The sequence below is a fragment of the Pseudomonas sp. BYT-1 genome (assembly GCF_023611805.1).
Classification (GTDB): Bacteria; Pseudomonadota; Gammaproteobacteria; order Pseudomonadales; family Pseudomonadaceae; genus Aquipseudomonas; species Aquipseudomonas guariconensis.
On sequence record NZ_CP072560.1, the window covers coordinates 229,356 to 244,603 of the forward strand.

Sequence of the window (15,248 nt, forward strand, 5' to 3'; positions counted from 1 at the left end):
CCCCCGACGTGAACAATCTTACCTTTTCTAGCCCTGATCTTTCCAGCTTTTGCCAACTGAATAACCTCGGCCTGACTGCCACTGGACAACATCTTTGTGCAGAGCGCGCCGTCATCGAATGTCGTTTAACCAAAGCACCCGAGCCATGCCCCAAGTGCGGGGCTGCTGGTGTTTCACGCGGTACTGTCGATAGGCATCTTGCTCACACACCTTACGGACAACGACCAACCAGATTGCTGCTGCGTATCCGTCGCTGGCGTTGTGCTTGCGGCTGTTTCTGGCATGAAGATACAAACAGTGCAGCACCTCCACGTTCAAAGCTTTCATATGGGGCGATACGCTGGGCATTAGCTGCCATCGTGCTGGATCATCTGTCGGTATCTCGTGTTGCGAGCCAGCTTGATGTTGCATGGCACACCGCTAATAATGCCATTATCAACGAAGGACGGCGCCTGCTTTTTAATGACTCGACACGTTTTGACGGTGTGACCGTGCTGGGCGTGGATGAGCATGTTTGGCGACATACACGCTGTGGTGACAAGTACGTCACCATCGTGGTTGACCTTACGCCCGTGCGTAACAAAAACGGGCCGGCCCGCTTGCTCGATGTGCTGGAAGGCCGCTCCAAACAAGCCTTTAAGCAATGGCTACAGAGTCGCCCCAAATCGTGGCGTGACCAGATCGAAAGCATTGCCATGGACGGTTTTACGGGGTTTAAATCTGCAGCGCAAGAAGCCCTGCCTCAAGCCCAAACCGTGCTGGATCCTTTCCATGTCGTGCGCTGGGCAAGCAACATGCTGGATGAATGCCGCCGGCGTGTGCAACACGACATCCTGGGCCGCAGAGGGCGTAAAAATGACCCGCTCTACAAAAGCCGTCGAACGCTACTGACTCGGATCAGCTACCTGTCTGACGCCAACAAAAAGCAACTGTTCCAGCTGTTTGCAGATGAGCACCACCTCGAAGTGGATTGCACCTGGAGCATGTACCAACGGGTGGTCAGCGCCTACAACGAGCCGGATCGAAAACGTGGTAAAAAACTCATGGAAGAGGTCATAAATATCATTACAGCCAGCGACTTGCCCAAAGCGCTCATCGAGGTGAAAGGCTTGGGGGAAACGCTGAAAAAATACGCTGAGAGCATCCTTGCCTACTTCGACCGGCCAGGAACCAGCAACGGTCCAACAGAAGCTATCAACGGGCGACTTGAGCACTTACGAGGTACCGCCTTGGGCTTTAGAAATTTAACCAATTACATAGCCAGGTGCTTGCTGAAGTCAGGAGGGTTTAGAAATCAGCTACACCCTTAAATGCGAAGAGCCCCATTGGCTCTTCGCATTTAAGGGTGTAGAAAAAATCTGACCGGCTGGAAAAGGAGTCGAGGATCTTAGAAAATGTAAGCTCTCACACCAACAAAAACTAAGCCCCCGACGTGAACAATCTTACCTTTTCTAGCCCTGATCTTTCCAGCTTTTGCCAACTGAATAACCTCGGCCTGACTGCCACTGGACAACATCTTTGTGCAGAGCGCGCCGTCATCGAATGTCGTTTAACCAAAGCACCCGAGCCATGCCCCAAGTGCGGGGCTGCTGGTGTTTCACGCGGTACTGTCGATAGGCATCTTGCTCACACACCTTACGGACAACGACCAACCAGATTGCTGCTGCGTATCCGTCGCTGGCGTTGTGCTTGCGGCTGTTTCTGGCATGAAGATACAAACAGTGCAGCACCTCCACGTTCAAAGCTTTCATATGGGGCGATACGCTGGGCATTAGCTGCCATCGTGCTGGATCATCTGTCGGTATCTCGTGTTGCGAGCCAGCTTGATGTTGCATGGCACACCGCTAATAATGCCATTATCAACGAAGGACGGCGCCTGCTTTTTAATGACTCGACACGTTTTGACGGTGTGACCGTGCTGGGCGTGGATGAGCATGTTTGGCGACATACACGCTGTGGTGACAAGTACGTCACCATCGTGGTTGACCTTACGCCCGTGCGTAACAAAAACGGGCCGGCCCGCTTGCTCGATGTGCTGGAAGGCCGCTCCAAACAAGCCTTTAAGCAATGGCTACAGAGTCGCCCCAAATCGTGGCGTGACCAGATCGAAAGCATTGCCATGGACGGTTTTACGGGGTTTAAATCTGCAGCGCAAGAAGCCCTGCCTCAAGCCCAAACCGTGCTGGATCCTTTCCATGTCGTGCGCTGGGCAAGCAACATGCTGGATGAATGCCGCCGGCGTGTGCAACACGACATCCTGGGCCGCAGAGGGCGTAAAAATGACCCGCTCTACAAAAGCCGTCGAACGCTACTGACTCGGATCAGCTACCTGTCTGACGCCAACAAAAAGCAACTGTTCCAGCTGTTTGCAGATGAGCACCACCTCGAAGTGGATTGCACCTGGAGCATGTACCAACGGGTGGTCAGCGCCTACAACGAGCCGGATCGAAAACGTGGTAAAAAACTCATGGAAGAGGTCATAAATATCATTACAGCCAGCGACTTGCCCAAAGCGCTCATCGAGGTGAAAGGCTTGGGGGAAACGCTGAAAAAATACGCTGAGAGCATCCTTGCCTACTTCGACCGGCCAGGAACCAGCAACGGTCCAACAGAAGCTATCAACGGGCGACTTGAGCACTTACGAGGTACCGCCTTGGGCTTTAGAAATTTAACCAATTACATAGCCAGGTGCTTGCTGAAGTCAGGAGGGTTTAGAAATCAGCTACACCCTTAAATGCGAAGAGCCAGTTATGGGCGAGGTGATGCAGAAGGCCATGGCTATGCGGCATGATGCTCCAGTTTCAATTCAATGACCGTGTTGCACTCAGCTCCTGCAACCGCCTACTTTCAATGTGACCGCCATAGTTTGGCGTCCTGCGCTTCCTAAATTGCATCTGAAACCCATGCTCTTGGCTGGCATCTTGGAGCATGGTTCCGTGAAATTCTTTCGCGTTGTCCGCCATTATGACGCCAGGTTTACCCTGACAGGGCCACGGAAAATCTACATTTAGTTGCGAGAGTAAAAGATCCTTGGGGAGGATAGCACTCGCAATACAGAGGCCTGTCGACAAGGAGCCAGGAGGGTCGAACGATATGTACCATCCCACCACCATCCGCGAAAACACGTCCATCGCCAGGGTAATCCAAGGCCTACCGATTGGAATACGATCGCGCTCATCGACCAACATAAGGTCAACAGGCGTATGGTCGATCTGCCATTTTGAATAGAGGGTATCAACATTCGGCAGTGAACCTTTTTTGGCTCTAAGAGCGAGCGCAGCATTTCGCCCCTCTCTTTTGCGTGCGCGCTCTTCTGGAAGTATTTCCGAAATCCTAGACAACAGCGCAACTTTACTAGGCAGCGGCAAACTTAGATTCTTGCAACGCCTTCGTATCTCCCTGAGTGTTGCTGTCGGGCTCTTCTTAAGATCCGTCAAATACTCGTTAAGAATTACTTCCTTGATAATTTCCTCAACTCTTTGATCGAGGCGTTTGCCTCCCGCGTCCGACCTTCGCTTGCGCAGCAAACAACTAACCGTTCCGAAACGCTCAACCCGCTCAAGCCATCTGTAAACGGTCGAAACAGTGACCAGGAGCTCGTCCGCAACCTCTCCCACCAAGCGGGCAGTGCGATCTCGATTGTGAATCAAGGGCCTCATTGCCTTGTATCGCTCTACGGCAAGATCCCAATCATCCTCGGAGATTGATGTCAGGTCGCGACTCGTTCCCTCGTCGTCGACTGCCTTGCCGTAGCTCGAAGTGATGTCACTCAAGCGGAGCTTGCGGTCCACGCCGGCAACAACATCTCTCGCCAGGACCTCATCCAGCGAAATAAAGCGCTTGATACAAAAGGTTCGTCCTTCGCAGGTAACAATCGCCCCTGCCCCAACGTGCACGGTGGTGGGAATCATACGAAACGCTCCGACATCCAGCGGGTACCGTCCGTTGGCCAGATCGGCGAGGCCATGGTAAGAACCGAATTGAGATCGACCCCGATGAGGGTCTGGATAATCAAGCCCCACAGATAAGGGATGTATTCAGCCTGACGGTCCCGATTGGTCGATATCGCGAGGATAAGATCGCGTGGAGTCGTCGGCCCCAATCTCACAAGCGTCTCCGCAAGGTGTTGTTCCCTTGCTCGACGAACGATGGGATCGCCCGTAATCGATCGGTAGTTCATCAGGAACCGAGCATTAGTCAGATAGGGAGTCCGAATTTCCGTTTCCGTCACGATCGCGAATCTGCAGCCGTATTCCTTTGCCCAGGAGATGCCAGCACGCAGGCGAGGCTTCTCCACTGCCCATCGCTCCTTTAAGAACTTCCGCGACTTCACCTCAAAAATGGTCGTTCGTAAGGAAGGATCGAGTTCACGTGCGTGCGAGGTGTATCGCACGGCAACGTCGGGGGTAAACCGTCGCTGCTTTCCATCGGAGTCCCGCCAGCGGATCTTGAATGGCTGGACGATGTAGTTGCCAACACGCAGGTCAAACTCGAGCAGCGTGATGAAGTCCTGCTCCAGGGTGGACTCTGCGCCCTGAACCTTGGGGCCTTTGGAGGTAGGGACGTAGCCCGTCACGCTGAAGCTACTAGGGCGAATTTTCCTTGCAGTCATCTCACTTCCCTCGAAAAGCCGGCTGAGCCAGACGTCGAAGGAAGCCGGTGAAACGTTCTCGATGTAAGGGCGAGCTTTGTACATTCGCAAATACCACCATTCTCGTTCTCATATATTATATTCCTTAAGAGAATGCCTGGCTGCCGATTACGCGATCAGCTACGGATGACTGGGATGTACCTTTGCTCAGGTGAGATATACCGAGGACAGCGCAACAATGCTGCTCTGCGAAATCCACTACCATTTGTAGCCCCTGCCGAACTTCGTTTGCCCGGTGCATATCCCCACGAATGAGATTGATCAGTGGGTCGAAAATCAGCAATGAAACGCCGTCAATCCTTGCGGCTGCTTCATCCAAAAGGGAAAAGTTGGCTGCAGGATCAAACTGTCGTCTGTTCCCACGTTGATCTCTGAGCCCCTCGATAACGTGCACGCGGGTTAGGTCTGCATCTGCAGCCGTAAGGCGGGGAATGATCGTATCAGCGATACCATCCTCGCCGCTCCAGATTACGATGTTGCCTGCTGCCTCACATTTGCTGCCGTCTGGCCAGTCACCACCTCTGCTGAGCGTGGCGGCCAGCGAGATTGCCAGCGTGGTTTTGCCGCATCCACCTGCGCCGGCAAGAATGGATAACTTTGCCTTTGGCAGCCAGCCTGGCCAAATCCACTGGATTTTTTCCGCTGGAATATCGACCGCTGCTGTGAGTTCTATCGTCCAGCCCGGTTGTTGAGGTGTTCGGCGCTGCATTACAGCGCCTCCCTTTGCCGAATCCAAGCCTGGACTTCGCTGTTACGCCAACCGACGCTGGAGCCGCACAAAAGGCGCTGTCGCGGGAAAAGGCCTTCCGATATTTTCCGATAGATCGTTGAACGTTTTAGGCCGACGATTGCTTCGACATCGCGCAAACGAAGAATCTTGTCATCGTCGCCGACGTCGTCAAAGTTGCTAACGTGCTTTGCCATAGGTTTTGAGTCCCAGGTTCTGAAGCGTGGGGCAGCGTCCTCCGGCACTACTGCTAAAAAGGGTAAAAGACGGGTATCGGCTGGCTATATAGCGAGCAGGGGCATTTGCCACACGCATAGGTATATGCGCGTTTCCGAGATTCATGGTCGGTAGCGTCGGAGGTCGTTGTGGGCTACAGAAGTTCTAGGGTACTAAGGCTTCTAGGGATGGTCTGAAGTAGCCACGTATTTCTGGCCGACTACAGACCTCGCTGTTTTTTGAAGCGATCCATCGATCAAAAAGCGCTCAGATCGTCGTCTTATGTAGGGTTTTTAGCCGCTACGCGTACCCCGTAGCGGCTATTCGCCGTGTTACAGGCGCACCTCTCCTGTGTTCGCGAGTAAATGCCGCCGCGCCATCCACAGATTCGACAGCGCAAACAGCGTAATCAGTTGTGCGGTGTTCTTGGCCAGGCCACGGAAGCGCACCTTGGTGTAACCAAACTGGCGCTTGATCACCCGGAATGGATGTTCGACCTTGGCACGTACCTGCGCCTTGGCCTTCTCGATTTTGCGCTTGGCCTTGTACAGCGGGCTGCGCTTGCTCAGTTGCTGGTAAGTGCTGCGCCGCGCCGCAATCTGCCAGATGACCGAGCGGCCTGCATGCTCGGCACGCTTCTCGACGCCGGTATAGCCGGCATCGCCGCTGACCAGGTTCTCTTCGCCGTGCAGCAGCTTGTCCACCTGGGTGACATCGGCCACGTTGGCCGCCGTGCCCACCACGCTGTGTACCAGGCCGGATTCGCTGTCGGCGCCGATGTGCGCCTTCATGCCGAAGTGGTGAGTCGGCCACAGGAACTGCCCCCGTAGCCGCTCGCAGAACCGTACGTGACACTCTCGCGTCATACGGCTCCCGTTATCCAACCTGTTGCTCGGTTACTTGCCAGTGATAAAACAGTCGAGGGGCAGCCGTCTGCACCGTGTCCAACCATTGAGATATGCGCCGCTTGCGCCCGTGAAGTATTTTGTACTTACGACCGGCCCAACGCTTGAGTGCGCTATCGATATGTCGAGAGATGCCAAGCATGGCCGTCCGATAGAACGCGCCATAGTACTGCCACCAACCTTGTATCACTGGGTTGTAAAGCCGAGCCACAGCAGCCAGCGTCACGTGAGTTTGGCGGTTGACCCGCCACTCGCGCACTGCTCGCCGCATCCGCTTCAACGCTTGCGCACTGACTCCCGGCAGGAAGCTGGTGAAAAGGTTGTTCTGTTGGCCGATTGCCTTCCTGGGTCTAAAAGTGAAACCAAGGAAGGTAAAGCTCACATGCGGATACTCCGCGCGTCGATTGCTGTCCTTGCAGTACACGATTTTCGATTTCTCGGGATGCATCGTGAGACCACAAACTGCTAGACGTGAAGCGATTGAACGCATCACGTGTTCTGCCTGCCTCTCGCTACGACAATGCACTACCGCATCATCGGCGTACCGGGCAAAAGGACAGTTTGCGCTGTTTCGTTGCATCCAAGCGTCAAAGGTGTAATGCATGAACAGATTCATCAGCATGGGACTGATCACGCCGCCTTGCGGGGTGCCACGTTCGCGTTGAATGCGAACGCCATCTGCTGCCTCGAACGGAGCAACCAGCCATCGTTCGATGTACAGCAGTATCCAGTCCTCTTTGATATGGGTTCGCACCGCTTTCATCAGCAGTTCATGATCAATGTGATCAAAAGCCGCCTTGATATCAAACTCCACCACCCAGTCGTATCGCCAGCAGCGCTCGCGTGTGATCGCTATGGCCTGTTTGGCTGAACGCCCTGGTCGGTATCCATATGAGTCCGGATGGAAAAGCGCATCCAGCTTCGGCTCGATGAGGAGTTTGACTACAGTTTGTGCGATACGGTCGCTGACCGTAGGCACTCCCAGCCTGCGTATACCCCCCGATGCCTTCGGTATCTCAACAACCTTGACCGGCGGCGGGAAATAAGACCCCGACGACATTCGATTCCATAGCTTGTAAAGATTCTTCGGCAGGTTCCGCTCAAAATCGGCAATGGTCTCATCGTCGATTCCAGCAGCTCCCCGGTTGGTTCTGACCTGCTGATAGGCCTCCCATATCACGCGCTTCGCTATGTTGTAAGGTTTGTTCGAACTCACGCCACTCATCCCCTGAGGTTGACAGCGTTCGTTGACAGGATAACGCCTCCCCTTCGCTCCGCCTTCATTACAAAGGCTTCATCACTACTACAGGAGGCTCCGCCCCTCATTCCAGCATTGGTATTCTTCCTCATGGTTTTAGCCATTTGTCATTTTCCTTTGCATCTGGAACAAGGTTCTCACGTTCCGTACCCAAGCCTGTATGGAGATCATGCCGCCTTTACACCGGCTGCCACTGGGGCCGTAAGCAGGTAACGCCCCAACTCGTCCTGAAGCCAGTACTCAACCTCAGTTTCGACAGCACTTTAGGGAATAACGATGCGTCATCGGACGGTTTGCTTTCGCTCATCTTCTCCATACTCACCTGCCATCATCATGGGATGACTTTTCCTCGGTTGCTCACCACCGCACCTTTTGGATGCAGCAGCACCGGGTGGTTTGAAGCCTGCTCCTGCAAGCCGACTTCGGAAGGCCTACTTCCATCTTCGGTACAGCATCACAGGTCATACGACCTGTGTTCGTGACACACAGTACTGGTTGCCCTTCTTGGTCTGGTGCATCTCGGGATCGCGCTTGCCGTCCTTGTTCTTGGTCGAGCTCGGCGCATGGATCAGCGTGGCGTCGACGATGGTGCCCTGGCGCAGCGACAGGCCACGGTCGCCCAGGTAGCCATTGATCACCGCCAGAATCCCGGCCGCCAGCTCGTGGCGCTCCAGCAGGCGACGGAAGTTGAGGATGGTGGTTTCGTCGGGGATACGCTCCAGGCTCAGCCCGGCGAACTGGCGCAGGATGGTCGTCTCGTACAGCGCTTCCTCCATCGCCGGGTCGCTGTAGCCGAACCAGTTCTGCAACAGATGCACGCGCAGCATCGCCATCAGCGGATAGGCGGGACGACCGCCTTCACCCTTCGGGTAGTGCGGCTCGATCAGGGCGATCAGGCCCTGCCACGGCACCACCTGTTCCATTTCGATCAGGAACAGTTCCTTGCGGGTCTGCTTGCGCTTGCCGGCGTACTCGGCGTCGGCGAAGGTCATCTGCTTCATCGGAAAGCTCTGCGGGTGAAGTCGGCGGATTTTGCCAAATCAGGAAGTCTTTTTCAGAGTTTCCTTAGCAGTGATGCGTACGTCCAAGGCTGCTGGCCAACTGCGATCTGTATTAGCAGTGAGAGGCTTCACTTTCATAAAATAAACATTGGTAGGTGCCGGTCTAGCTGGTACCTGTGTCGCGCAGCGGATGGCGGCGGTGATGCGCTACCCTTCACTGCATCGCTGCTGTTCGAATGCAATGCGGTTCATTACGCAGATGGGGATGGGGTAGCCCTGGATGTGGGTCGTGAGAGCCTCGCTGCCGGCGATCACCATGATGCAGGAGAGGCCTCTGCGGAAGCGCATTCCTCGTCCCGAGTAATTGCGCGGGATGATCTCCCATGATTCGTCGTCGTAGTAAAAACCAACGATTTCTGACCAGTGCGATTGGACGCCCGCGCCCATGATGCCTACTGGTGTCAGGCAGAAAATTTCTACCTGGGTTTCCTGCCCAAGAGGTACGGCGTAAACCCGACCGTTTGGTGCAATGGGTGGGAAGTACTGCCCGTTACCGAGGTGGCGAAATTCCATGGTGGTGCTCCGGATAGATGAGGTCGCTAGACACTCTCCGGTAGTTTTAGGAAAACCCAAGATCAGATGTTGCCTGCGAGTCGGCGCACGGGTTATGGCGTACCGGGCAAGCTAATTCGCCACATCGAGAAGCGAGCATGCCGTTGATCTAAGCGCTTCGGCGCTCCGGTCATTTTCGCATTGACGCGGCAACTGACTACCCAGCCAAGGTCATCGCTGATCTCATGGACTTGGGTGGCAAATATTGCGTATCGCAGTAGTGATGCCTTGCAGGTGGATTCGGGTAGGCGCCCGCTGCCGATGAAAAGGCAGCGGACAGTTTGTTACAGGTATCTGGTCATACCGCTGAAGACTCAATCGTCGCCACGCTTCTTGTCCAGATACGCTGCGACCATGTAGCCAACAGCACCTGTGATGGTGAGCGCACTGATGACCGCAAGTACCGCATATACCAACAATTCAAAACGATCCACGCCCTGACTCCTTTGACTCGAGGTAAGCCAAGTTTAAGGGCGTCTGATCTAATCCCAAATCTGCTGCGTAGTGCCTTAGCGGCTGGTACCGGCTGCTTCCTTCAGTAGGGTGGCTCGGGCACCGACGTATGCATCAGTTTCCCAGATACGTAAATTTCCGAGCTCGTAGGCGACGTGATCCCGCGCCTCTAGATCCTCGTCGTGGGGAGCGTTTCCCCCAAGAATCGGAGCTTTATGATCGGCCCATTGTTCGTAGAGCTCGCAGGCATACGCTGAGCGGCAATCATCAAAATTTAACCCATGAGCAAGCAAAAGCTCCTTAGCTGCAGGTAGGCTGTTTTGCCGCCATATCCGCCATGCTTCTTGTCTTGGATGGTGACAGTGCCGCACACCTTGAACTGCCGAGGCCGTTTCCAAAACGGCGATCTGCTTGCCCCCTGAGATATTAATTTTGCGGTGATCGTATGGATCTTCGCTGCCGTTACTTACCGAATGATATCCGTCTGCTTTGGCGTCATTCAGAGCTATTCGGGCATCGAAGAAAAACGCTTCACGCAGCGAAATGCCCAGATACCGCACTAACATAATCACCACCGCCAGGTGCTCAGAGAGGCGAGTTTGAACGTCTTCTACAGCTGCCTCGAACCTCGCTTGATCAAGGCTGCGCGGGACGGTAATCCGTGCATGGTTAGGAAAGCCAATACGGTCGCCAACGTCAGCTGTCGCGACTTTCCAGCCACCATCGGTTGCAAGGGCCATTACTGAATACACGGTCTCAAGCAAGTTCGCCGCGCCTTGCTGCGAGAGATTCCCGTGGTACACCTGGATACAGAGTTCTTCGCCGTATTGCCGCACCAGTTTTTTATTGACGAGCTCCAGGATGTCCACCTCATGAGACTCCTTGGCGTAAATACTAAACTGGGCCCACTGCTGGTCGTGGATCATTGCCTCGTGTTGGCTGAGGAGGCCGCGCCGGACTGCCTCCCTGAGGATCGCCGAACCGGCCTTGCTCAAGTCCCGATCAAAATGTAGGTGGAAACTCTGCTTCATGGTCATTCCTCCAATCAGCTCAGGTGCTGAGCTGCTGTAGGGAATGTTGAGGAAGAAAAAATATCCTGTGGTTCGTTTTCGGTCGCTTTCAGCACCTGAAATTGACGAGCGCATCCGTCCCGTAAACGGTCGTTTTTGGTACACCTATTCCAGACGAGCTACTGGTGTCATTTTCAGAAGACGACTGCACCAGTTGATTGGGCGTAATGGCTGTTGTGCAGCCAGCTCCTGACAGTTCAATATCAGAAGTGATCTGCACCAATCTCGACTATGCTCAATACTCGTGTGCACCAAAGCGAGGTGAGCATGGCGACGGAGGCTCTGTTGCAAAGATTGGCGGCAGTCAGAGGTAGGCTGTCGCTCTGCGCCGATCAGGCGGCTGCTGCGAAATGGTGGTTGAGCATGCCCATGGCCTCCGTCAGCGCCGAGGGCCCAATGCCAAAAGCTCTCTCCACAAGGCGCACCTCGCCCCTGATGCCGGGCTGCAGGCACCAGGGGCGAGCCTGTCCTTTGCGCAGGGCTCGCATGACTTCGAATCCCTTGATCGTGGCATAGGCCGTGGGGATCGATTTGAAACCGCGCACCGGCTTGATCAGTATCTTGAGCTTTCCGTGATCGGCCTCGATCACGTTATTGAGATACTTCACCTGCCGGTGGGCCGTCTCCCGGTCCAGCTTTCCTTCGCGCTTCAATTCGGTGATCGCTGCACCATAGCTCGGCGCTTTGTCGGTATTGAGCGTGGCAGGCTTTTCCCAGTGCTTCAGGCCTCGCAGGGCCTTGCCCAGGAACCGCTTCGCTGCCTTGGCGCTGCGGGTCGGCGACAGGTAGAAATCGATCGTGTCGCCCCGCTTGTCGACTGCCCGGTACAGGTAGGTCCACTTGCCCCGCACCTTGACGTAGGTTTCATCCAGGCGCCAGCTCGGATCAAAGCCACGCCGCCAGAACCAGCGCAGCCGCTTCTCCATCTCCGGGGCGTAGCACTGGACCCAGCGATAGATCGTCGTATGGTCGACCGAAATGCCGCGTTCCGCCAGCATTTCCTCAAGGTCGCGATAGCTGATCGGATAGCGACAATACCAGCGCACCGCCCACAGGATCACATCACCCTGGAAATGGCGCCACTTGAAATCCGTCATCGTTCCGTCCGTCCAATCTCCGCCAAGCATGCTCAAGCTTCACGATTTTTGCAACAGAGCCCACACGAGTATTGAGCATAGTCGAGATTGGTGCAGATCACTTCTGATATTGAACTGTCAGGAGCTGGCTGCACAACAGCCATTACGCCCAATCAACTGGTGCAGTCGTCTTCTGAAAATGACATTTGGTATCTCTCATAAACGGATGTTTTTGAGAGAACTATCTTCGGCCTTCACACGCACGAAAGGCGGCGAAGCTCCGCCGTTAATCCGTCCGCCGGAGATCTCGCCCAGGCAGGCTGAAGGCCGAGCAAGCCTGACAGGCCCGAAAAGCCCGGCACGGGCGTCGGCGGCGATGACGGCGGCGGCATTATCCAGGGTTGATGATGGAAGTGGAGGATATCGACAACCTCTCGCGCAACCAAGACATCGCGGTCGGACTGCAAGTGATCTTGAAGCCACGGGCCCGTCCCACCCCGACATGGACCTCGATGCCCGAACGGACGTTAGATTTCGAGTTCTAGGCGTTCTGCGATGAAGGTTGGATCCCAGCCGGGATTGAAAGTGTCGACGTGGGTGAATCCGAGCCGCTCGTATAGGCCACGCAGGTTCGGGTGGCAGTCGAGCCGCAGCTTGGCGCACCCCTGCGTTCGCGCGGCATGGCGGCAAGCCTCGATCAGCGCGGAGCTGACACCCCGGCCCGCATGTGTCCGTCGCACCGCGAGCTTGTGCAGATATGCGGCCTCCCCCTTGAGGGCGTCGGGCCAGAACTCGGGATCCTCGGCCGACAAGGTGCAACAGCCGACGATGCCGTCGCTGCAACTCGCGACTAGGAGCTCGGATCTCAGGACGAAGGTCTCCGCGAATGTCCGGTCGATCCGCGCGACGTCCCAGGCGGGCGTTCCCTTGGCGGACATCCACGCCGCAGCGTCGTGCATCAGCCGCACAACCTCGTCGATATCACCCGAGCAGGCGACCCGAACGTTCGGAGGCTCCTCGCTGTCCATTCGCTCCCCTGGCGCGGTATGAACCGCCGCCTCATAGTGCAGTTTGATCCTGACGAGCCCAGCATGTCTGCGCCCACCTTCGCGGAACCTGACCAGGGTCCGCTAGCGGGCGGCCGGAAGGTGAATGCTAGGCATGATCTAACCCTCGGTCTCTGGCGTCGCGACTGCGAAATTTCGCGAGGGTTTCCGAGAAGGTGATTGCGCTTCGCAGATCTCCAGGCGCGTGGGTGCGGACGTAGTCAGCGCCATTGCCGATCGCGTGAAGTTCCGCCGCAAGGCTCGCTGGACCCAGATCCTTTACAGGAAGGCCAACGGTGGCGCCCAAGAAGGATTTCCGCGACACCGAGACCAATAGCGGAAGCCCCAACGCCGACTTCAGCTTTTGAAGGTTCGACAGCACGTGCAGCGATGTTTCCGGTGCGGGGCTCAAGAAAAATCCCATCCCCGGATCGAGGATGAGCCGGTCGGCAGCGACCCCGCTCCGTCGCAAGGCGGAAACCCGCGCCTCGAAGAACCGCACAATCTCGTCGAGCGCGTCTTCGGGTCGAAGGTGACCGGTGCGGGTGGCGATGCCATCCCGCTGCGCTGAGTGCATAACCACCAGCCTGCAGTCCGCCTCAGCAATATCGGGATAGAGCGCAGGGTCAGGAAATCCTTGGATATCGTTCAGGTAGCCCACGCCGCGCTTGAGCGCATAGCGCTGGGTTTCCGGTTGGAAGCTGTCGATTGAAACACGGTGCATCTGATCGGACAGGGCGTCTAAGAGCGGCGCAATACGTCTGATCTCATCGGCCGGCGATACAGGCCTCGCGTCCGGATGGCTGGCGGCCGGTCCGACATCCACGACGTCTGATCCGACTCGCAGCATTTCGATCGCCGCGGTGACAGCGCCGGCGGGGTCTAGCCGCCGGCTCTCATCGAAGAAGGAGTCCTCGGTGAGATTCAGAATGCCGAACACCGTCACCCTGCTGCGTAACATCGTTGCTGCTCCATAACATCAAACATCGACCCACGGCGTAACGCGCTTGCTGCTTGGATGCCCGAGGCATAGACTGTACAAAAAAACAGTCATAACAAGCCATGAAAACCGCCACTGCGCCGTTACCACCGCTGCGTTCGGTCAAGGTTCTGGACCAGTTGCGTGAGCGCATACGCTACTTGCATTACAGCTTACGAACCGAACAGGCTTATGTCCACTGGGTTCGTGCCTTCATCCGTTTCCACGGTGTGCGTCACCCGGCAACCTTGGGCAGCAGCGAAGTCGAGGCATTTCTGTCCTGGCTGGCGAACGAGCGCAAGGTTTCGGTCTCCACGCATCGTCAGGCATTGGCGGCCTTGCTGTTCTTCTACGGCAAGGTGCTGTGCACGGATCTGCCCTGGCTTCAGGAGATCGGAAGACCTCGGCCGTCGCGGCGCTTGCCGGTGGTGCTGACCCCGGATGAAGTGGTTCGCATCCTCGGTTTTCTGGAAGGCGAGCATCGTTTGTTCGCCCAGCTTCTGTATGGAACGGGCATGCGGATCAGTGAGGGTTTGCAACTGCGGGTCAAGGATCTGGATTTCGATCACGGCACGATCATCGTGCGGGAGGGCAAGGGCTCCAAGGATCGGGCCTTGATGTTACCCGAGAGCTTGGCACCCAGCCTGCGCGAGCAGCTGTCGCGTGCACGGGCATGGTGGCTGAAGGACCAGGCCGAGGGCCGCAGCGGCGTTGCGCTTCCCGACGCCCTTGAGCGGAAGTATCCGCGCGCCGGGCATTCCTGGCCGTGGTTCTGGGTTTTTGCGCAGCACACGCATTCGACCGATCCACGGAGCGGTGTCGTGCGTCGCCATCACATGTATGACCAGACCTTTCAGCGCGCCTTCAAACGTGCCGTAGAACAAGCAGGCATCACGAAGCCCGCCACACCGCACACCCTCCGCCACTCGTTCGCGACGGCCTTGCTCCGCAGCGGTTACGACATTCGAACCGTGCAGGATCTGCTCGGCCATTCCGACGTCTCTACGACGATGATTTACACGCATGTGCTGAAAGTTGGCGGTGCCGGAGTGCGCTCACCGCTTGATGCGCTGCCGCCCCTCACTAGTGAGAGGTAGGGCAGCGCAAGTCAATCCTGGCGGATTCACTACCCCTGCGCGAAGGCCATCGGTGCCGCATCGAACGGCCGGTTGCGGAAAGTCCTCCCTGCGTCCGCTGATGGCCGGCAGCAGCCCGTCGTTGCCTGATGGATCCAACCCCTCCGCTGCTATAGTG

At 56.3% G+C, this 15,248-nt stretch carries 12 protein-coding genes and 3 pseudogenes; 3 read left to right on the forward strand and 12 right to left on the reverse strand.

The genetic code is table 11. From position 1 onward, the window contains the following. Window positions 1-8 precede the first annotated feature (8 nt). Window positions 9-1,310: an ISL3-like element IS1411 family transposase gene (locus J5X93_RS27390; protein ID WP_011920678.1), complete on the forward strand. Its 1,302-nt coding sequence runs from the start codon at window positions 9-11 to the stop codon at window positions 1,308-1,310. 122 nt (window positions 1,311-1,432) lie between these two features. Then, window positions 1,433-2,734: an ISL3-like element IS1411 family transposase gene (locus tag J5X93_RS27395; RefSeq protein ID WP_011920678.1), complete on the forward strand. Its 1,302-nt coding sequence runs from the start codon at window positions 1,433-1,435 to the stop codon at window positions 2,732-2,734. A gap of 67 nt (window positions 2,735-2,801) precedes the next feature. On the opposite strand, the gene J5X93_RS27400 is transcribed toward J5X93_RS27395, so the two are convergent. From J5X93_RS27400 to sul1, 12 genes and pseudogenes are all read right to left on the reverse strand, one after another. Then, a complete protein-coding gene (locus J5X93_RS27400; RefSeq protein ID WP_250035295.1) occupies window positions 2,802-3,911 on the reverse strand; it encodes a TnsB C-terminal domain-containing protein in 1,110 nt (369 codons plus the stop codon). Further along, window positions 3,908-4,696, reverse strand: a complete 789-nt coding sequence (locus J5X93_RS27405; RefSeq protein WP_250035282.1) for a TnsA endonuclease N-terminal domain-containing protein — start codon at window positions 4,694-4,696, stop codon at window positions 3,908-3,910. Before J5X93_RS27405 ends, J5X93_RS27400 begins: the two co-directional genes overlap by 4 nt. Before the next feature lie 40 nt (window positions 4,697-4,736). Beyond that, window positions 4,737-5,360, reverse strand: coding sequence for an AAA family ATPase (locus tag J5X93_RS27410; RefSeq protein WP_250035270.1), 624 nt, complete (start codon window positions 5,358-5,360; stop codon window positions 4,737-4,739). After that, window positions 5,360-5,575 carry a helix-turn-helix transcriptional regulator gene (locus tag J5X93_RS27415; RefSeq protein ID WP_054881519.1) on the reverse strand — a complete coding sequence of 72 codons (216 nt, stop codon included), beginning with the start codon at window positions 5,573-5,575 and terminating at the stop codon, window positions 5,360-5,362. Before J5X93_RS27415 ends, J5X93_RS27410 begins: the two co-directional genes overlap by 1 nt. Window positions 5,576-5,926: 351 nt before the next feature. Then, window positions 5,927-6,397 (reverse strand): annotated as a pseudogene (locus J5X93_RS27420) (IS5-like element ISPpu21 family transposase); the annotation flags it as partial. 59 nt (window positions 6,398-6,456) lie between these two features. Then, window positions 6,457-7,724 (reverse strand): annotated as a pseudogene (ltrA, locus tag J5X93_RS27425) (group II intron reverse transcriptase/maturase). Between the two features lie 521 nt (window positions 7,725-8,245). Continuing rightward, window positions 8,246-8,758, reverse strand: a pseudogene (locus tag J5X93_RS27430) (IS5-like element ISPpu21 family transposase); the annotation flags it as partial. A gap of 207 nt (window positions 8,759-8,965) precedes the next feature. Then, window positions 8,966-9,331, reverse strand: coding sequence for a hypothetical protein (locus tag J5X93_RS27435; protein ID WP_017735521.1), 366 nt, complete (start codon window positions 9,329-9,331; stop codon window positions 8,966-8,968). Between the two features lie 548 nt (window positions 9,332-9,879). Beyond that, entirely contained in the window at window positions 9,880-10,854 is a 975-nt protein-coding gene (locus tag J5X93_RS27440) for a hypothetical protein (RefSeq protein ID WP_017735522.1), read from the reverse strand. 371 nt (window positions 10,855-11,225) lie between these two features. Continuing rightward, window positions 11,226-11,990 (reverse strand): IS6-like element IS6100 family transposase, encoded by a 765-nt coding sequence (locus tag J5X93_RS27450; RefSeq protein WP_001389365.1) that lies wholly within the window; start codon window positions 11,988-11,990, stop codon window positions 11,226-11,228. A gap of 506 nt (window positions 11,991-12,496) precedes the next feature. Further along, window positions 12,497-12,997, reverse strand: coding sequence for a GNAT family N-acetyltransferase (locus J5X93_RS27460; protein WP_000376623.1), 501 nt, complete (start codon window positions 12,995-12,997; stop codon window positions 12,497-12,499). 127 nt (window positions 12,998-13,124) lie between these two features. After that, on the reverse strand, window positions 13,125-13,976 hold the full coding sequence (sul1, locus tag J5X93_RS27465; RefSeq protein ID WP_000946487.1) for a sulfonamide-resistant dihydropteroate synthase Sul1: 852 nt from the start codon (window positions 13,974-13,976) through the stop codon (window positions 13,125-13,127). Between the two features lie 101 nt (window positions 13,977-14,077). Between sul1 and intI1 the strand changes: the two genes are divergently transcribed. Next, complete coding sequence (gene intI1 / locus J5X93_RS27470; protein WP_000845048.1) at window positions 14,078-15,091, forward strand: class 1 integron integrase IntI1; 1,014 nt, start codon at window positions 14,078-14,080, stop codon at window positions 15,089-15,091. The last annotated feature ends 157 nt before the right edge of the window (window positions 15,092-15,248 follow it).

Bases quoted from the DNA above. Each gene is read 5' to 3' on its own strand.
- J5X93_RS27400 (WP_250035295.1), bottom strand. From the start codon at position 3,911: ATGATTCCCACCACCGTGCACGTTGGGGCAGGGGCGATTGTTACCTGC.
- J5X93_RS27405 (WP_250035282.1), bottom strand. From the start codon at position 4,696: ATGTACAAAGCTCGCCCTTACATCGAGAACGTTTCACCGGCTTCCTTC.
- J5X93_RS27410 (WP_250035270.1), bottom strand. From the start codon at position 5,360: ATGCAGCGCCGAACACCTCAACAACCGGGCTGGACGATAGAACTCACA.
- J5X93_RS27415 (WP_054881519.1), bottom strand. From the start codon at position 5,575: ATGGCAAAGCACGTTAGCAACTTTGACGACGTCGGCGACGATGACAAG.
- J5X93_RS27435 (WP_017735521.1), bottom strand. From the start codon at position 9,331: ATGGAATTTCGCCACCTCGGTAACGGGCAGTACTTCCCACCCATTGCA.
- J5X93_RS27440 (WP_017735522.1), bottom strand. From the start codon at position 10,854: ATGAAGCAGAGTTTCCACCTACATTTTGATCGGGACTTGAGCAAGGCC.
- J5X93_RS27450 (WP_001389365.1), bottom strand. From the start codon at position 11,990: ATGACGGATTTCAAGTGGCGCCATTTCCAGGGTGATGTGATCCTGTGG.
- J5X93_RS27460 (WP_000376623.1), bottom strand. From the start codon at position 12,997: ATGGACAGCGAGGAGCCTCCGAACGTTCGGGTCGCCTGCTCGGGTGAT.
- sul1 (WP_000946487.1), bottom strand. From the start codon at position 13,976: ATGTTACGCAGCAGGGTGACGGTGTTCGGCATTCTGAATCTCACCGAG.
- intI1 (WP_000845048.1), top strand. From the start codon at position 14,078: ATGAAAACCGCCACTGCGCCGTTACCACCGCTGCGTTCGGTCAAGGTT.